The 17730-nt window shown below is 71.7% G+C and carries 15 protein-coding genes; 5 read left to right on the top strand and 10 right to left on the bottom strand.

Features of this window, described 5'->3' with window-relative positions; all coding sequences use genetic code 11:
- Nucleotide 1 precedes the first annotated feature (1 nt).
- Nucleotides 2-790, top strand: coding sequence for an ABC transporter permease (locus HAV40_RS21210; RefSeq protein ID WP_166383903.1), 789 nt, complete (start codon nt 2-4; stop codon nt 788-790).
- A 10-nt stretch (nt 791-800) separates the two neighbouring features.
- Here HAV40_RS21210 and prfA read toward each other — a convergent pair whose 3' ends face one another.
- Together prfA and rpmE are read right to left on the bottom strand one after the other, a co-directional pair.
- Nucleotides 801-1889 carry a peptide chain release factor 1 gene (gene prfA, locus HAV40_RS21205; protein ID WP_166383901.1) on the bottom strand — a complete coding sequence of 363 codons (1089 nt, stop codon included), beginning with the start codon at nt 1887-1889 and terminating at the stop codon, nt 801-803.
- A gap of 84 nt (nt 1890-1973) precedes the next feature.
- On the bottom strand, nt 1974-2198 hold the full coding sequence (rpmE, locus tag HAV40_RS21200; RefSeq protein ID WP_120318328.1) for a 50S ribosomal protein L31: 225 nt from the start codon (nt 2196-2198) through the stop codon (nt 1974-1976).
- Nucleotides 2199-2382: 184 nt separating this feature from the next.
- Here rpmE and HAV40_RS21195 point away from each other — a divergent pair, with 184 nt between their 5' ends.
- The 3 genes from HAV40_RS21195 (at nt 2383) to HAV40_RS21185 (ending at nt 5048) form a co-directional block, all read left to right on the top strand.
- Entirely contained in the window at nt 2383-3474 is a 1092-nt protein-coding gene (locus HAV40_RS21195) for a 2'-5' RNA ligase (protein ID WP_166383899.1), read from the top strand.
- Nucleotides 3475-3495: 21 nt separating this feature from the next.
- Nucleotides 3496-4377, top strand: a complete 882-nt coding sequence (locus tag HAV40_RS21190) for a phosphatase domain-containing protein (RefSeq protein WP_166383897.1) — start codon at nt 3496-3498, stop codon at nt 4375-4377.
- A gap of 83 nt (nt 4378-4460) precedes the next feature.
- Entirely contained in the window at nt 4461-5048 is a 588-nt protein-coding gene (locus tag HAV40_RS21185) for a Uma2 family endonuclease (RefSeq protein ID WP_166383895.1), read from the top strand.
- A gap of 217 nt (nt 5049-5265) precedes the next feature.
- On the opposite strand, the gene HAV40_RS38930 is transcribed toward HAV40_RS21185, so the two are convergent.
- The 3 genes from HAV40_RS38930 to thrB form a co-directional block, all read right to left on the bottom strand.
- Nucleotides 5266-8670 (bottom strand): phosphodiester glycosidase family protein, encoded by a 3405-nt coding sequence (locus tag HAV40_RS38930; RefSeq protein ID WP_166383893.1) that lies wholly within the window; start codon nt 8668-8670, stop codon nt 5266-5268.
- A 223-nt stretch (nt 8671-8893) separates the two neighbouring features.
- Entirely contained in the window at nt 8894-10831 is a 1938-nt protein-coding gene (rho, locus tag HAV40_RS21175; RefSeq protein WP_166383891.1) for a transcription termination factor Rho, read from the bottom strand.
- Nucleotides 10832-11215: 384 nt separating this feature from the next.
- Entirely contained in the window at nt 11216-12118 is a 903-nt protein-coding gene (thrB, locus tag HAV40_RS21170) for a homoserine kinase (RefSeq protein ID WP_239086460.1), read from the bottom strand.
- A gap of 210 nt (nt 12119-12328) precedes the next feature.
- Between thrB and HAV40_RS21165 the strand changes: the two genes are divergently transcribed.
- Complete coding sequence (locus tag HAV40_RS21165) at nt 12329-12703, top strand: hypothetical protein (RefSeq protein WP_166383887.1); 375 nt, start codon at nt 12329-12331, stop codon at nt 12701-12703.
- Nucleotides 12704-12728: 25 nt separating this feature from the next.
- On the opposite strand, the gene HAV40_RS21160 is transcribed toward HAV40_RS21165, so the two are convergent.
- The 5 genes from HAV40_RS21160 to HAV40_RS21140 form a co-directional block, all read right to left on the bottom strand.
- Complete coding sequence (locus HAV40_RS21160) at nt 12729-12938, bottom strand: type II toxin-antitoxin system antitoxin (protein WP_166383885.1); 210 nt, start codon at nt 12936-12938, stop codon at nt 12729-12731.
- Nucleotides 12939-12947: 9 nt separating this feature from the next.
- Nucleotides 12948-13811, bottom strand: coding sequence for an SPFH domain-containing protein (locus HAV40_RS21155; RefSeq protein WP_166383883.1), 864 nt, complete (start codon nt 13809-13811; stop codon nt 12948-12950).
- 59 nt (nt 13812-13870) lie between these two features.
- Nucleotides 13871-15088, bottom strand: coding sequence for an MFS transporter (locus HAV40_RS21150; RefSeq protein WP_166383881.1), 1218 nt, complete (start codon nt 15086-15088; stop codon nt 13871-13873).
- Between the two features lie 205 nt (nt 15089-15293).
- Nucleotides 15294-16343, bottom strand: coding sequence for a threonine synthase (gene thrC / locus HAV40_RS21145; protein WP_166383879.1), 1050 nt, complete (start codon nt 16341-16343; stop codon nt 15294-15296).
- Between the two features lie 83 nt (nt 16344-16426).
- Nucleotides 16427-17713, bottom strand: coding sequence for a homoserine dehydrogenase (locus tag HAV40_RS21140; RefSeq protein ID WP_166383877.1), 1287 nt, complete (start codon nt 17711-17713; stop codon nt 16427-16429).
- Nucleotides 17714-17730: the final 17 nt, after the last annotated feature.

The raw sequence follows: 17730 nt of genomic DNA, 5'->3' as shown, positions 1-17730 counted from the left end.
CGTGCGTCGCACGCTGCGGATCTACCGGCGCAGCCTCGGCGCGCACCTGCGCGCGGTGCTGGAGTACGAGGCCGACTTCTGGATCCTCGTCGTCGCCGGGCTGCTGTTCCAGGTGCTCAACCTGATCTTCCTGAGTGCCGTCTTCTCCCACGTGCCCGCCCTCAACGGCTGGTCGTTCCCCGAAGCGGTGCTGCTCGCCGGAACGTACGGCTTCATCAACGGCCTGGGGCCGCTGTTCTTCGAGGGCACCTGGCGGCTCGCCGGGAAGATCAACCACGGTGAGCTGGACTACCCGCTGACCCGGCCCGCTCCGGTGCTGGTCCAGGTCGTCAGCGCGGGGATCGGCATGCACGGCATCGGGGACCTCATCGGCGGCGGCGCGATGATCGGCTGGGGGCTGGCCAACTCCGACATCTACTGGAGCCCGCTGCGGATCGGCGGTGCGCTGGTCCTGCTCGCGGGCAGCGCCACCATCCTGCTGTCGCTGATCGTGCTGGGCAACGCCGCGTCCTTCTGGGTCGGCGGCAACCATCCCGTGTTCGCGATGACCCTGATCCGCACCGGCGACATGGCCAAGTACCCGCTCAGCATCTACGGCGTGGCGGTCCGCGCGGCGTTCACGGTGCTGGTCCCGTACGCCTTCATCAGCTTCTTTCCCGCGTCCTGGCTGCTGGGCAAGGAATCGGCCTGGATCGGCCTGCTGACCCCGGTGGTCGCCGTCTACTGCGTCTACCTGGCCCGCCTCGTCTTCCGCCGCGGCCTGCGCCGCTACGACTCAGCGGGCCACTGACCCCGGCCGGTCAGGCGCGGGACAGTTCGGTCTCGCCGGCCAGCCGGGCGGCGCGGTCGGCGGTGGTGAGGGCTTCGAGGACGCCGTCCATGTCGCCGCCCACGGCCAGGTCGAGGTTGTACGCCGTGTAGCCGATGCGGTGATCGGTGATCCGGTTCTGCGGGTAGTTGTAGGTGCGGATGCGCTCGCTGCGGTCGACCGTGCGGATCTGGGCCTTGCGGGCGTCGGCGGCGGCGGCCTGGGCCTGCTCCTCGGCGAGCTGGGCGAGCTTGGCGCGCAGCATGCGCATCGCCTTGTCCTTGTTCTGCAGCTGTGAACGCTCGTTCTGGCAGGTCACCACGGTGCCAGTGGGGATGTGCGTGATGCGTACGGCCGAGTCGGTGGTGTTGACGGACTGGCCACCCGCGCCCTGCGAGCGGTAGACGTCGATCCGCAGGTCACTGGTGTCGATCTCGACCTCGGTGTCCTCGGCCTCGGGCATGACCAGCACGCCCGCCGCGGAGGTGTGGATGCGGCCCTGCGACTCGGTCGCGGGCACCCGCTGTACGCGGTGCACGCCGCCCTCCCACTTCAACCGGGACCAGACGCCGTTGCCGCCGTCGGGCACGCCCCGGGTCTTGATCGCGACGGAGACGTCCTTGACGCCGCCGAGGTCGGAGTCCTGGGAGTCGAGCACCTCGGTGATCCAGCCGCGCCGCTCGGCGTAGCGCAGGTACATGCGCAGCAGGTCGCCGGCGAACAGCGCGGACTCCTCACCGCCCTCGCCGGACTTGATCTCCAGGATCACGTCCTTGGCGTCGTTGGGGTCCCGCGGGGCGAGCAGCTCGGCGAGCTTCTCCTCCAGCTCCGGCAGGCGCAGCTCCATCGCGGCGGCCTCGGCGGCGAAGTCGGGGTCGATCGAGGCCAGCTCGCGGGCGGCCTCCAGATCGGCCCGTGCCGCGTCCAGCTCGTGCGCCGTCTTGTGGATCGGGGTGAGCTCGGCGAAGCGCCGCCCGACCTTGCGCGCGGCCGCCTGGTCGGCGTGGATCGACGGATCCGCCAGCCGCGCCTCCAGCTCCGCGTACTCGGCCAGCAGCGCGGTGAGCCGTTCGTTACTCATATCCGCATCCTCACTCGACAGCGACAGGACCTGCAACAGCACAACGCCCGCCCCGTGTGCACGGAGCGGGCGTCGTCACGACAGCTACTTGGCGTCCTTCTTGGCGACCTTGGCGTACTTCGCCTGGAACTTGGCCACCCGGCCGGCCGTGTCCATGACGCGCTGCTTGCCCGTGTAGAACGGGTGGCAGGCGCTGCAGGTCTCAGCGTGGATCGAACCGCCCTTGGCGGTGCTGCGGGTGGTGAAGGTGCTGCCACAGGAGCAGGTGACGGTGGTCTCGTTGTACTGCGGGTGAATACCGGACTTCATAGTCACGGTCCTTTCGTTTTCGTGGGCGCTGGGTCGCTGTCAACACCGCCGGACGCTCGTCCGGACGGCTCGGGCGTGAACCAGTCCCGGTGGCCGACTGACCAGTATGCCATCCGCCCTCATCGCGATCTTCAGCGGCTAACTCGGCTGCGTTTCGTGAGGAAGTCTCGTAGCGTCACCGGCCATGTCCCCCACCACAACAACGACACTGGCCGCCATCTTCCCGCCCGGTGCGCTGGACCGCGCCATCGCCGAGGGGCTGGTCCGCGCGCAGGTCCACCCGGAGTTGCCGCTCACCATCTACAACTACACGGAGAAGTGCACGTACGCGAACCTGTGGGACGAGGTGACACTCGCGTGCCGTGGGTTGATCAGTGATGCCGGTGGGACGGTGCTGGCGCGGCCCCTGGTGAAGTTCTTCAACCACGGGCAGCCGGGCGCGGCCGTGATCGGCTTGGACGAGCCGGTGGTGGTGACCGACAAGGCGGACGGCTCGCTGGGCATCGTCTACCCGACGCCGGACGGCCCGGCCGTGGCCACCCGTGGCTCGTTCGCCTCGGACCAGGCCCGCCACGCGACGGCACTGCTGCGCGAGCGCTACCCGCACTGGTCGCCGCCGCCGGGGCTCACCGTGCTCGTGGAGATCATCTACCCGGGCAACCGGATCGTGGTCGACTACGCCGGCCTGAACGACCTGATACTGCTCGGCGCGGTGGAGATCGCCACGGGGCGCTCGTTCCCGCCGGGCGCGGTGGCCGACTGGCCGGGGCCGGTGGTGGAGACGTTCACGTACCCGACGTTCGAGCAGGCGCTGGCCGCGCCCACCCGGCCCGGCCGGGAGGGCCTGGTCGTGCACGCCCTGGCCACCGACGCCCGCGTGAAGATCAAGTACGAGGAGTACGTGCACCTGCACCGCATCGTCACCGGGCTGAGCGCCCGCGGCGTGTGGGCGGCGCTGGGCACGGGCGCGACGGTCGCCGAGATCGCCGAGCCGCTGCCCGACGAGTTCCACGGCTGGGTCACCGAGCTGGCCACCCGCCTCACCACCGGCCTCGCCGAGCTGGAGAAGCAGGTGGCACAGGCGCACGACGAGATCATGGAAGGGCTTCCCGAGGGCTGGGCCCGCAAGGACTACGCCATGATCGCCGGTCGCCACCCGCTGCGCGGCTACCTGTTCGCGCACCTGGACGGCAAGCCGTACCGCCGCCAACTGTGGGAGGAACTCAAGCCCGACGGCGACGAGCGACCGCAGGGCCGTACCTTCGACGACGAATGACCACGACGGGAGACACACGCGATGCCCACCCTCACCATCACCCGCGGGCTGCCCGGGTCGGGCAAGACGACCTGGGCCAAGGAGCAGGCCGGGGTCCGGGTGAACCGGGACGACCTGCGGCGCATGCTGCACGGCGGCAACCTCGGTGAGGGCTGGGCGGAGCGGCAGGTCACCGTCGCGCAGCGGGCGCAGGTCGAGGCGCTGCTCAAGGCGGGCGCGGACGTGATCTGCGACGACACGAACCTGCGCGCCCGCACCGTACGGGAGCTGGCCGACCTCGCCATCGACTGCGGTGCTGCGGTGGCCCTGCGCGACTTCACCGACGTGCCGCTGGCCGTCTGCCTGGAGCGCGACGCGGCCCGGCCCGAGGGCGAGCGGGTCGGCGCCGAGGTGATCGAGCGCATGCATGAGCGATACCTCACCGGCCGCCGCGAAGCGCTCGTGCTGCCCTCGCCCGGCCCCCGCCTGCTCTACCAGCCGCGACCCGAGCTGCCCCGGGCGGTGCTGGTGGACCTCGACGGCACGGTCGCGCTGATGGGCGACCGCAGCCCGTACGACCACACCCGCGTCCACCTCGACCTGCCGCATCAGCCGGTCATCGACGCGGTCCGCGCCCTGCACGCCGCAGGCCACGAGATCGTCTACTGCTCCGGCCGCGTCGACGCCTGCCGCGACGCCACCGCCGCCTGGCTGGACGAGCACGTCGGCGTCCCGTACGCCGCGCTGCTCATGCGGGCCACCGGCGACCAGCGCAAGGACTCCGTGGTCAAGCGCGAGATCTTCGAGAACCGGATCCGGGACACCTGGTGGGTCGTCGCCGTGCTCGACGACCGCAACCAGGTCGTGCGGATGTGGCGCGACCTGGGCCTCACCGTCTTCCAGGTGGCCGAGGGCAACTTCTGATCGAAGGAAGGGCACCTTCCCATCGCTATAGGTAATGGGGGGTGCGCTTCCTAACATGGAGGGACAGCCGTCGAGAGGACGAGATGACGAGGCCGTCGCCCAAGGTCGCCCAGGACGGGGCGCACATCACCCTGCCGAGCGCGGTGACGGTGACCCCTGACGAGTACGACGCCCTGCCCCCGGATCCCCGGATCGAGCTCGTGGACGGAGTGCTGCACGTCATGACTCCCCCGACAGCCCGGCACCAGATCGTCATGATGAGGCTCGTCACGAGCCTGCTCCGCCGGTGCCCGGAGCACCTGACCGCACTACACGAGCAGGAGATCCGCCTCGCCGACGACCACCGGCGCAACCCCGACGTGCTGGTGGTACGCCGCGACGCGGTCAACCTCGACTGGTTCAGCTTCCCGCCCAAGGCCGTACTGCTCGCCGTCGAGATCGTCAGCCCCGGCACCCAGACCGCCGACCGCAAACACAAGCCCGCCGAGTACGCCGACGCGGGTATCCCCTGCTACTGGCGCATCGAGCCGCTACCCGTACTCGCCGTGCACACCTACCAACTCGACGAGACCGACGTCTACGAGTCCACCGGCGTCTTCCACCCCGGCGACCACATCGCCGTCCCCCGCCTCCCCTGGGCCACCATCCCCATCACCGACCTCACCCCCTGACCCACCCCGCCCCACCCGGCCGGGCCCCGGCCCGGCCCCGGCCCCACCCTTGGCGCAACTCTTAAAGACTCGCGGCCTCGGAGTGCCTCCGAGGCCGCGAGTCTTTAAGAGTTGCTGCACGGGGCCCCGGGCCCCGCAGCGCGGCGCGGGGTCCGGGGCCCCGGCGCGGGGCCCGGGCGCCCGGGCGCCTGGGGCGAGCGTGAGGGTTCGGCGTGGGTTAGGGGACGGTGATCGTGGTGGTGGCGGTGGTGTTGTTGACGGTCACGGTGAGGGTGGCGGTGCCCTGGTGCAGGGCGGTGAGGTGGCCGGTGGCCGGGTCGTAGGAGGCGACCGCGTCGCGTGGGGCCGTGCGGGCGGGGCCGATGTGGACCGTGCCCGACCAGTCGGCGGAGACCGGGTAGGCGACCGGCACGGCGCGTCCGGCCTGGGTGACCACCGCCGACACCGGCCCGGTCGTGCCGACGGCCAGGGTCGCGGGGGCGGTCAGGTCCAGGGCGTCCACGTGCGGGCGGATCTCGGCGTGGAACCAGTCGGCCACCCCGGCCTGCGGGAACAGCTTCGGCACCAGCCACTCCAGCGGGCTGACCGGGTCCACCCCGATCATGGTCCAGCCGGTGAAGCCGCCCTCGGCGGGTGAGGTCGACGGGGCTTTGCCCGAGTTCCCGTTGATCAGGTACGGCACCCCGTCGACCTCGCTGGCCGCGAACGTGCCGACGTGGCTGTTCACCATGGCCGCGCCCTTGCCCGAGACCCACTGGAAGTCGGCCAGCCAGCGCTCGACGGTGGCCGTCTCCTTCGCCTCGGCCAGCTCGCTGGCCTGCACCGGGGTGGGGTCGCGCGGCGGGTGGTGGAAGAACACCGCGACCGAGCCGATCGCCGGGTCGGCCGCCGCCTCGTCGAGCGCCTGCCGCAGCATCAGCACCTGGTCGAAGCCGCCGCCGCGCAGCGTGCCCTTCGAGGTGTCGAGCATGACCAGGCGGGTGCCCCGGTGGTCGACGACGCGGTGGGTGTCGCCGAACACGGCCCGCCAGTTGTCCAGGCTGCCCGGTCCCATGATCTCGTGGTTGCCGGGCACGTAGTAGTACGGCAGGCTGCCGCCCAGCTCCTTGTCGAGGATCTGCTTGGCCAGCGCGATGTCGGCCGGGGCGGCCTCGTCCACGAAGTCGCCGTTGATCACCAGGAAGTCCGGCGCGGCGGCCTTGATCTCGCGCAGCGTGCGGCGGGCGTTGCGGACCAGGTCGCTGTCCGGGTTGCGGGCCACGAACTGGGCGTCGGACATGACCGCGAAGCGCCATCTCTCGTCGGCCGCCGCGCCGTCGCGGATCACGAAATCCCGCTCGTACGCCGGGTCGGCCGGGACGTCGATGGTCGCCGGGAGCTTGACGGCGAGGTCGTCGACGACGATCGCGTTGCTGTAGGAGGCCTCCGGTCTGATCTCCGCCGGGTAGAACCAGCGGAACTTCAGCGGGTACTGCAGCCCGGCGGGGACCGGAAACTCGATCTTCTGCCAGCCGGTGCTGTTCAGGTACGGACCACTGAACGCGGGGACGAGCGCGCCGGTCGCGTCGTACACCTGCAACCGCGCCCACTCCCCTCGCCCGGCCTCCGGGTTGACCCACATGCTGACCGCGAGCGGCTGACCGGGCAGCTCGATGAGCGCGGGCGGGGTGGCGTACGACGTCCGCGTGCCCGTGGACTGCGTGAAGTCGTACGACATCCGCAGCCCGAGACCCTCGTGGCCCGGCACCGCCGAGACCGCGCAGGTGGCACGGGCAGTGGTGCACTTCCACGCGGCGGCGTCGTCGAAGTTCGCGACGACCACCTCGCGCGAGCCGACGGTGACGCCGACCCGCGTGGTCTTGCCGTCGACCGACAGCTCGACCACGGTGCCGCCGTCGGCCTTGCCGGTGACCCGGAAGCCGCCCGCGCCGTCGGGCACGATGTCCACGATCGACGTGTCGTAGCGCAGGGACACCTCACCGGCCTCGATGGGAGCGCTCAGCGCGTCCCGGTCGAAGCCGAGGACGCCGAAGCCGCCGGTGCTGCCCGTCCCGGCCAGCGACAGCCGCCCGGCGGTCGGGCTGATCCGCTCCAGCCGGTTCAGCACGGTCATGGTGAGCTGCCCGGACGCCGTCCCGCGTGAGGCGGTGACGGTCGCCGTGCCCGGCAGCAGCGCGCGGAAGGCCCCGTCGGTGACCCGCCCGTTGAGCAGCGGGAACACCTTCCAGGACGGCGTGCCTGCGGCCGGGCCGAAGGTCTCGTCGTAGCCCGCCGCGGTCAGCCGCCGGGAGTGCCCGGGGAACACCCGGTCCGGCCGCCCGCCGCGTACGTCGTTGAGGGTCGGGGCGGTCATCGGGGCGGTGGCCGTCTCCACCCGGAAGCCGGTCAGCCGGCCGCTGCCGACCGGTGACAGCACCGCCAGGCCGTTGGGCGTGGGGCGCTCGCTGCCGTCCGACGGCGCGTTCTCCAGCTGCGGCACGGCGGTGCCGGGCTCGCGGGCCAGCATCGTCGAGGAGCCGCCGCCGTCGAGGTTGAGCGCGTCGTGCGCGCCCAGGCGCTGCATCATCACGGCCAGGTCGCGCAGGGTCAGCCCGTGACTGTCGGCCTGCCGCCCGTCGACGGTGAGCAGGTACATCTTCGTGCCGGTGGCGTCGAAGCCGACCGCGGTGCGCGGGTTGTCGCTGTCCACGACCGCCCCGTCGGCGAGCTTCCCGCCGCGCAGCAGCCAGGCGTTGCCGCCGATGGCGGTGGTCAGCTCCGCCCCGTCCGAGCCGCGCGGAGCGTAGGAGACCGTGACCCGGGTGCCCGGGGTCAGCGCGGCCAGCGCGTCCGCGCCCGCCTCGCGGCCCAGCAGGACCTGCGTGCCCGTGGCGATGGGACCCTCGCCCGGCGTCGCTGACACCGACGCGACCACGCCGTCGCGGAGCACGACCTCGGTGGTCCGGCTCGCGCCGGTCACCGGCCGGGTGCGGCTGAAGTCGCCCCACAGTCCGGTGAAGACGCCGACCGTGCCAGCGGCCAGCACGTGGGTGTTGAAGCCGGTCAGCGCGATCGGCGCGCCGCCGTCGGGCGTGGCGCTGCCCTCGAAGTACACCTCGACCAGGCGGCCCACGTCGGCGGAGGTGAAGCCGACGGCCTTGTGGTGCCCGGCGACGGGGGCCTGGATCAGCTCGCCGCCCTGGATGCCGACGCCCTGTGCCGCGCCCGAGTTGTTGATGTCGAAGAAGTTGCCGTTGACCGCGCCGACGACGCGCTTGTCGGCGCGGGCGGCCAGCTGCTGCGACAGCGGCTGGGTGGCCGCCACCGTACCGGGGAACACGTAGTCGACGGTGGCGCTGCCGGACAGGTCGACGCTGAGTGCGTCCGCGCGCAGGAAGCCACGGGCGTCGTACCGGTCGAACGAGGTCAGCGTGACGCCGGGGGCGACGGGCCGGGTGCTGGTCGGGGTGTCCACGTAATCGGGGCCGACCACGACGTCGCTGTCCGGCCCGGACGCGGCGGCCTGGAACGGCGCGGTGGGGGGCGCGTACGCCGTCGCGGGCAGCGGCAGGGCCGCCACGGCGGTCGTGGTGAGCGCGGTGAGGGCGAGGAGCAGGGGGCGTGTTCGCCTGCGCGAGGGCACGGTTCCTCCCGGAGGGGTGAGGGGTGGCTGCCGTCAGTGCAGTCCCATCCGGAGAGGCGTGAACGGCAACGCGGATGCCTGAAGGAAAACTTCAGACAAACAATAAGACCTGAAAGGTAATTGCACATCCCCCGATGTGCACCGATCCCGCCACACCCGACCGCGGACACGCGAAAGGGCCGGCACCTCGCGGTGCCGGCCCTTGTCCGTATGTCAGCTCAGCTCACTCGTTGGGAGTGGACTTCGCGATCTGCATCAGGAACTCGATGTTGGTCCGGGTCTGCTTGAGCTTGTCGAGCAGCAGGTCCAGAGCCGCCTGCGAGTCCAGCGAGTGCAGGACCTTGCGGAGCTTGTGCACGATGACCAGCTCCTCCGGCGCCAGCAGGATCTCCTCCTTGCGGGTGCCGGACGGGTCGATGTCGATGGCCGGGAAGATGCGCTTGTCGGCGATCTTCCGGTCGAGCTTGAGCTCGGCGTTACCCGTGCCCTTGAACTCCTCGAAGATGACCGTGTCCATCATGGAGCCCGTCTCCACCAGCGCCGTGGCGAGGATGGTGAGCGAGCCGCCGTTCTCGATGTTGCGGGCGGCGCCGAGGAAGCGCTTGGGCGGGTACAGCGCGGTCGAGTCGATACCACCGGACAGGATGCGGCCGGAGGCCGGCGCGGCCAGGTTGTAGGCCCGGCCCAGACGCGTGATCGAGTCCAGCAGCACCACCACGTCGTGACCCAGCTCGACCAGGCGCTTGGCCCGCTCGATCGCCAGCTCGGCGACGGTGGTGTGGTCCTGCGGCGGCCGGTCGAACGTCGAGGCGATGACCTCGCCCTTGACCGAGCGCTGCATGTCGGTGACCTCTTCAGGCCGCTCGTCCACCAGCACCACCATCAGGTGGCACTCCGGGTTGTTCGTGGTGATCGCGTTCGCCAGCGCCTGCAGGACCATGGTCTTGCCGGCCTTGGGCGGGGAGACGATCAGCGCACGCTGGCCCTTGCCGATCGGCATGACCAGGTCGATGACCCGGGTGGTGAGGATGTGCGGCTCGGTCTCCAGGCGCAGGCGGTCCTGCGGGTACAGCGGAGTGAGCTTGTAGAACTCGCCACGGCGGCGGGCCTCGTCGGGCTCCATGCCGTTGACGGTGTCCAGGCGCACCAGCGGGTTGTACTTGTCCCGCCGCTGCTCGCCGTCGCGCGGGCTGGCCTTGACGGCGCCGGTGATGGCGTCGCCGCGGCGCAGGCCGTGCTTCTTCACCTGCGACATCGACACGTAGACGTCGTTCGGGCCGGACAGGTAGCCGGTCGTGCGCACGAAGGCGTAGTTGTCCAGCACGTCCACGATGCCGGCGACCGGCACGAGCACGTCGTCCTCGCCCACGTGCGGCTCGCCGCCGCCGCCACCGCTGGCGGCGCCTACCGGCTCGCCACGCTCGCGGCCACGCCGGCGGTCACGGAACCGGCTGCGCCGGCCACGCCGGCCGTCGCCGTCCTCGTCACCGTCGAACCCGCCGCGGTCGGGACCGCGGTCGTTGCCACGGTCGCCACCGCGGTCGGCGGCACGCTCCCCGCGCTCCGGACGGTCGCCGCGCTCGGCACGCTCCCCGCGCTCGGGCCGGTCACCGCGCTCGGCACGCTCGCCACGGTCGGCGCCCCGCTCCGGACGCTCCGCGCGCTCGGGACGCTCCGCACGCTCGGCACGGTCGCCACCACGCTCGGGACGGTCGCCCCGGTCCGTGCGCTCGGCACGTTCCCGGCGGGACTCGCGACGGTTCTCGCGGCCCTCGGCCGGGGCCTCCGCCTCACCACGGGGCTCCGGCGCGCGGCGGCTACGGCGCTCGCCACGCGGTTCGGCGCCCTCTGCTGTCGGCGCGGGCTCGCCCGCGGCCTCGCGGACCTCGGCCCGCACCTCCTCGCGAGCCGGAGCAGCGGCCGCGGCGACGTCAGCGCGGGGGCGCGGTGCGCCGCCGCCCTGGCTGGCCGTGATCGCGGCGATCAGCTCGCCCTTGCGCATGCGTGCGGTGCCCGTGATACCCAACCCCGCTGCCATGGTCTGCAACTCAGGCAGCAGCTTCGCGGAGAGACCGCTGCCGGCGGAGCGGCGGCGCCGGCCGGTGGAGGCGTCGTCAGCGACGTGGGAGACATCCGACGTCATGTCGGTGGTGTCGCTCAATGGATTCCTTCCCTCGATTGGCCGGGGCAGCCCGGGTCTTCTTACGACAGTTGGCGGCCGGGCGGCCTCGGAAGCCCGTGGTGCTCGTCCAGAGCGCTACGGGAGTTTTTGCGCAGTCGCGACAGCGTTCCGCCACCGTCCACCAACGACGGTGTGGACACGCCTGGAGCGTGCGATCAGTCTGCGGCAGGCATAGGACTGGGGGTGGACGGCCGTCTGGCGAACGTGTCCGTCTGAACCGAGCTCCGGTAACGCCGCCCCGCAAGATCGGGCGCTTCACGGCTGTGCTGCCCTAGAGCGTAATCAACGACTGAGACCAGCGGCAACACCGGGCTACTCGGCGTGTCTGAAATGCTGCAAAAGAAGCGTGATACGCCCCGGTTTCTAACCAGGGATCCTACCCGCCGAAACGCGGGCGCCACCAGCGAACACCGCAAGACTGTGGGCGAGCCAACTGTCACCTGGCCCGAAACCGGACGGAACGGCGGATAGCGCCAGCACGCTCGGCCCCGCCCCGCTCACCACGGCGGCGACGCCCGCCGCACGCAACCGGGCGACCAACGCCGCCGTCTCCGGCATCCCCGGCGCGCGGTAGCCCTGGTGGAGCCGGTCCTCGGTCGCCGCGTACAGCAGGCTCGGAGCGCTGGTCAGGGCGTGGGTCAGCAGGGCGGCCCGGCCGGCGTTGAAGGCCGCGTCGGCGTGCGGCACGCTGCCGGGCAGCGCCGCCCGCGCGTGGGCGGTCAGGCCGCGTACGGCGGGCACGAAGACCGTCGGCCGGATCTCCGGGGCCACCGGCAGCGCGACGGCACGCGCCCCGCCCGCCTCGGTCCAGGCGATGGTGAAGCCGCCCAGCAGGCACGGGGCGATGTTGTCCGGGTGCCCCTCGATGCGGCCCGCGATCCGCACCTCGTCGGCGCGGGTCAGCCGCCCGCCCGCCAGCGCGTTGGCCAGCACCACCCCGGCTGTGATCGCGGCGCTCGACGAGCCCATGCCGCGCGCCTGCGGGATCCGGTTGACGCAGCGCAGGCCCAGCCCGGCGGGTTGGCCGCCCAGCTCGGCGAACGTCTCCCGCATCGCGCGTACGACCAGGTGGGTGTCGTCGGCGGGCAGCTCGCCCGCGCCCTCCCCGACCACCTCGACGGTGGTCTTGCCGTCGTCGGCCACCCAGGCGGTGACCTCGTCGCAGAGGTCCAGCGCCAGGCCCAGGGCGTCGAAGCCCGGTCCCAGGTTGGCGCTGGTGGCGGGCGCGAGCACGGTGTACGCCCCGGGCGCGAAGAAGATCGTCACGGTCGTCATGGTAGGGCCGCGGACCCGCCGGGCAGCGGCTCCGGTGGCCGGGCCGTCCACTCCTCGGGAGCGCCGGCCGTGGCGGGACCTCGTCTCTGCGCAGGTCAGGGCACGGAGTCCGGATGGCAGCGGCGACGGCGGCGACGCGGCGGCACGGACATGGCAGGGGCTCGATACGGTGTCGGGGTCGCCCACCCCCGGGGAGAATCCGTGGAAACGTTCGAACTGTCCATGCTCGGCGTCATGGTGCCGCAGGCCGTGAACGCACTGGTGCTGATCGCCGTCGGGATCGCCGCCCTGATGATGCGGGCCCGGCTCGGCTCGACGGTCACCGCGCTCACCGTCGCCGCGGCCGCCATCGGCACGCTGGACTTCCTGGCCAGCGCGTGGTGGCAGTCCTTCGGCATCCGCTCGGTCATCATGGGTGACGGCGAAGGGCGCTACACGCTGATCAGCATCGTAGGGCTCGTCTTCTGGCTGGTCCATCTGGTCTGGACGAGCCTGCTGATCGCGGCCGTGTTCGTGGGGCGGCGGCGCCCTCCGGTGGTCGAGAACGCCGTCATGGCCCCGGGATCGCCGCTGTAGCGTCCGGGATGGACGGACGCCAGCTCTAATCGCCGTCAGGCTCCTCGTCGGCGGCCGAGCCGTCTGCGGGCGCGACGGTGGGGCGGTCGACCGGCCGCCCCACCGACTTCAGCGCGGCCCGCAGGGCGTACTCGATCTGCGCGTTGACGCTGCGCAGATCGTCGGCTGCCCAGCGGGCCAGCGCGTCGTACACCGCGGGATCGAGCCGCAGCAGCAGTTTCTTGCGTTCAGGCACGTGAGGTCCTCAGTAGAGGGAGCCCGTGTTGACGACCGGCTGCGCGTTGCGGTCACCGCACAGCACCACCAGCAGGTTCGACACCATGTGCGCCTTACGCTCCTCGTCCAGCTCGACCACACCCTGCTCGCGCAGCTGCTCCAGCGCGCTGGACACCATGCCGACCGCGCCCTCCACGATGGTGGACCGCGCCGCGACGATGGCCTGCGCCTGCTGGCGGGCCAGCATCGCCTGCGCGATCTCCGCAGCATAGGCGAGATGGGTGATCCGCGACTCGACCACCTCGACGCCCGCCAGGGTGACCCGCTCGCGCAGTTCGGCGGTCAGCTCCTCGCTGGCGGCGGCGCTGTCGCGCAGGCTGGTCCGGCCGCTGGCGTGCGCCTCGTACGGGTAGCTGGTGGCCAGGTGCCGCACCGCGGTCTCCGCCTGCACCTCGACGAAGTGCACGAAGTCGTCCACGGCGAACTTGGCCGCGTAGGTGTCCACGACCCGCCACACCACCACGGCCGCGATCTCGACCGGGTTGCCGTCGGCGTCGGAGACCTTGAGCCGGTTGGACTCGAAGTTGCGGATCCGCTTGGAGATCTTCGACTTCTCGGTCATCGGCCAGGTCCAGTGGAAACCCGGCTCGCCGATCGTGCCGACGTACTTGCCGAAGAACTGGATCACCCGGGCGTCGTTCGGGCTGATCACGATGAAGCCCGTGGCGATCAGCACGAGCAGTAGCGTGCCCGCCGCGACGGTCGTGCCGATGATGCCGTCGCTGCCGGGCACGCTCGCCTTGGTCGCGATAACGGCGACCATGGCCGCTGCCACCAGCAGCGCCACGACGACCATGATGAACCCGGAGACCCGGAACGCCCTACGCTGCATGGCGGCTCCCTCTACTATCGAAGTGATATCACTAAGCTAGCAGTAGGTGTCAAGCCGGTTCAGTCGGCGAGCACGGGCACCGGGGTCTGCGCCGGGATGCGGCGGGTGACCAGGAACCAGCCCACGGCGTAGGACAGCGTGGTCACGCCGCAGCAGGCGACCAGCACGCGCCAGTCCACCGAGTCGACGAACGCGCCGACCGTCAGCTGCGAGACGGTCACCGCGAGCATGGCGATCATCGTGTCGGTGGCGTTGACCCGGCCCCGCAGCACGTCGGGCACCTCCTGGGCGATGGCGTAGTTGGACATCACCCAGTTGCCGCCGCCGGCCGCGTGCGCCAGGAAGATGCCCGCCAGCACCAGCGGGAACCAGGCCGCCCCGGCCACCCCGAGATAGACCAGCCCGTACGTGGACATCGACAGCGCCAGCGCCGGGAACAGCCAGTGCGGCCGGGCCAGCGCCGCCCGGAACAGGAACGGGCCGACCAGGCTGCCCAGCCCGCGCACCGCGAACATCAGGCCCAGCCCTCGGGCGCCCACCCCGAACGTGGCCGCGATCAGCGGGAACGTGGCCAGCAGGCCGTTGCCGGTGCCCACCGCCGACTTGACGGTGACCAGGGCCAGCAGCCGGGGCTCCCGGCGCAGGTAACCCATCGCCTCCCGGATCGCCGCGAACGCCGGGCGGGACACGGTCGGCAGCGTGCCCTGGGTCGGCCGTTTGATCCGCGAGGTGAGCAGCGCCGAGGTCGCCAGGCTGACCGCGACCAGGCCGAAGCAGGCGTACGGCGACAGCCACTCGGTGAGCAGGCCGCCCACCGACGAGGCGACCACGGTCATGGTGCCCCACGCGGTGCCGTTGACGGCCATCGCCGGGCCCATGTCGGCGGGGTCGACCAGGTTCGGCACCGCCGCGTTGGCGGCCGGGGTGTAGAACGCCTTCGCCGCGGCGAGCGCGCCCAGCGCCACCAGCGCGATCGGGCCCGCGCCGGGGCCGCGTACCAGGAACAGGCCGCCGACGGCGACCAGTGCGGACAGGTTCGAGGCGATCAGGATGTGCTTGCGGTTGAACCGGTCGGCGATGGTCCCGGCGTACGGCAGCAGCAGCGCGACGGTGCCCGTCTCCACGGCCAGCGCCAGCCCGCCCCACAGCCCCTGGCCGGTCTCCCGGTTGAGCAGCACCAGCAGCGGAACCATGACGAACCAGTCCGCCCCGAAGACGATGACCTCGGCTAGGAACAGGCGGCGGAAGTCGGCGCTACGCGTAAGGACCCTGAGCACTTACGCACCGTACACCTGAGATCGATCTCACGAGCGCCGGGCACGCTGTGACGTGCACCCCGATCTCACCGCACCGACCGAGTTGCGCGGGCCGCCGACCCGCCCCGCACGCAATAGACGCTGGCCTATCTCATCGAATTCTCGTGGCTGAAATTCGATGAGATAGGCCAGCGTCTATGAGAAGCGTGGGCGAGTCGCAGCCGACTCAGGCCAGGCCGAGTTCGCGGGCGGCCACCAGCGGGTCGTTACCGATGGTGGTCGGGGCGGGCGCGGTGGAGATGGCCCACTCCGGGTCCTTGAGGCCGTGGCCGGTCACCGTGCAGACGATGCGCGAGCCGGGCGGCACCTTGCCCGCGGCGGTCGCCTGCAGCAGGCCCGCCACGCTGGCCGCCGAGCCCAGCTCGACGAAGACGCCGACCTCGCGGGCCAGCAGCCGGTAGGCCGACAGGATCTCCCGGTCGGTGACCGCGTCGATGAGGCCGCCCGAGGCGTCGCGGGCGTCCAGGGCCTTGGTCCACGAGGCGGGGTTGCCGATCCGGATCGCGGTGGCGATCGTGGACGGGTTCGGCACGACCTCCCCGTTGACGATCGGAGCCGAGCCCGCGGCCTGGAAGCCGTACATCTTGGGGGCCTTGGTGGCGTTGCCCGCGGCGACGTCCTCGTTGTAGCCCATCCAGTACGCGCTGATGTTGCCCGCGTTGCCGACCGGCAGGCAGTGGATGTCCGGCGCGTCGCCCAAAGCCTCGACGATCTCGAACGCGGCGGTCTTCTGCCCGTGCAGGCGGTCGATGTTCACCGAGTTGACCAGCGCCACCGGGTAGTCCTGGGACAGCTTGCCCGCCATCGCCAGGCAGTCGTCGAAGTTGCCGCTGACCTGGAGCAGCTTCGCGCCGTGCACGAGCGCCTGGGCCAGCTTGCCCAGCGCGATCTTGCCCTGCGGCACGAGCACCGCGCAGGTGATCCCGGCGCGGGCGGCGTACGCCGCGGCGCTGGCCGAGGTGTTGCCGGTCGACGCGCAGATGATCGCCTTCGCGCCGTGCTCGACGGCGGTCGACACGGCCACCGTCATGCCCCGGTCCTTGAAGGAACCGGTCGGGTTCGCGCCCTCGACCTTCAGGTAGACGTCACACCCGGTGCGGTCGGACAGCACCGGGGCGGGCACCAGCGGCGTGTTGCCCTCGTGCAGCGTGATCACGGGCGTCCTGTCCGTCACCGGCAGCCGGTCCCGGTACTGCTCGATCAAACCACGCCACATGCTGGCCCCCTTACCGAATGTCATCGAGTACCTTGCCCGTTCAGCGGTCTGCTCACCACTCGGGTTCCACCCTCCGGGACGGGCTAGAACTCCACCCGGAGCACGGACGCCACGGCGCGGACGAAGTCCAGCTGGCGGAGTTCGGCGACGGTCGCGGCCAGTGCGCTGTCGGGCGCGGAGTGGGTGACGATGACCAGGCTCGCCTCGGCTCCCCGGCCGGACTGGTTGACCGTGGCGATGGAGACGTCGTGGCTCGCGAAGACCCCGGCCACCGACGCCAGCACACCGGCGCGGTCGGCCACGTCCAGCGAGACGTGGTAGCGGGTACGCACCTCGCCCATCGGGTGCACGGCCAGGTCGGCGTACGCGGACTCGCTCGCGGCGCGCACCCCGGCCAGCCGGTTGCGGCCCACGGCGACCAGGTCGCCGAGCACGGCGCTCGCGGTCGGCGCACCGCCCGCGCCCCGGCCGTAGAACATCAGCTGCCCGGCGGCCTCGGCCTCGACGAACACGGCGTTGAACGCCTCGCCGACCCCGGCCAGCGGGTGGGTGCGCGGGATCATCGCCGGGTGCACGCGCACGCTGACTCCGCCGTCGGCGGTGCGGCCCGCGATGCACAGCAGCTTGATCGTGCAGCCCATCGCCTTGGCGCTGGCCACGTCGGCCGCGCTGACCTCGGTGATGCCCTCGCGGTACACGTCGGCGGCCCGGACCCGGGTGTGGAACGCCAGACTGGCCAGGATCGCGGCCTTCGCGGCGGCGTCGAAGCCCTCGACGTCGGCGGTCGGGTCGGCCTCGGCGTACCCCAGCGCGGTCGCCTCCTCCAGGGCCTCGGAGAAGCCCGCCCCGGTGGCGTCCATCGCCGACAGGATGAAGTTGGTGGTGCCGTTCACGATGCCGGTGACCTGCGTGATGCGGTCCCCGTGCAGGGACTCGCGCAGCGGGCGCAGCAGCGGGATCGCGCCCGCCACCGAGGCCTCGTAGTACAGGTCCGCGCCGCCCTCGGCGGCGGCGTCGTGCAGGCTGCCGCCGTCCTCGGCCAGCAGCGCCTTGTTGCCCGTGATCACGGACTTGCCCGCGCGCAGCGCCTCGACCAGCCAGGTGCGGGCGGGTTCGATGCCGCCCACCACCTCGATGACCACGTCGACGTCGTCCCGCTTGACCAGGCCGAGCGCGTCCGTGGTGAACAGGTCGGGCTTGACGGGCAGGTCACTGCGGTCACGGCCCGCTCTGCGGACGGCGATGCCGACCAGCTCGACGGGTGCGCCGATACGCGCCGTCAGGTCGTCGGCCTGCTCGTGCAGCAGGCGTACGACCTCCGAGCCGACGGCACCGCATCCGAGCAGCGCCACCTTGACCGAGTCAGCCACTTCGTCTCCCGTAACGC

Source organism: Catellatospora methionotrophica (assembly GCF_011297335.1).
In the GTDB taxonomy this organism is placed as follows: domain Bacteria; phylum Actinomycetota; class Actinomycetes; order Mycobacteriales; family Micromonosporaceae; genus Catellatospora; species Catellatospora methionotrophica.
The sequence above is the reverse complement of the archived record's forward strand: the minus strand, read 5'-3'. Positions and strand labels throughout refer to the sequence as shown.

Excerpts from the sequence above, each read along its gene's own strand:
- thrC (WP_166383879.1), bottom strand. The coding sequence starts at position 16,343 with ATGTGGCGTGGTTTGATCGAGCAGTACCGGGACCGGCTGCCGGTGACG.
- HAV40_RS21185 (WP_166383895.1), top strand. The coding sequence starts at position 4,461 with ATGACGAGGCCGTCGCCCAAGGTCGCCCAGGACGGGGCGCACATCACC.
- prfA (WP_166383901.1), bottom strand. The coding sequence starts at position 1,889 with ATGAGTAACGAACGGCTCACCGCGCTGCTGGCCGAGTACGCGGAGCTG.
- HAV40_RS21190 (WP_166383897.1), top strand. The coding sequence starts at position 3,496 with ATGCCCACCCTCACCATCACCCGCGGGCTGCCCGGGTCGGGCAAGACG.
- rpmE (WP_120318328.1), bottom strand. The coding sequence starts at position 2,198 with ATGAAGTCCGGTATTCACCCGCAGTACAACGAGACCACCGTCACCTGC.
- HAV40_RS21155 (WP_166383883.1), bottom strand. The coding sequence starts at position 13,811 with ATGCAGCGTAGGGCGTTCCGGGTCTCCGGGTTCATCATGGTCGTCGTG.
- HAV40_RS21195 (WP_166383899.1), top strand. The coding sequence starts at position 2,383 with ATGTCCCCCACCACAACAACGACACTGGCCGCCATCTTCCCGCCCGGT.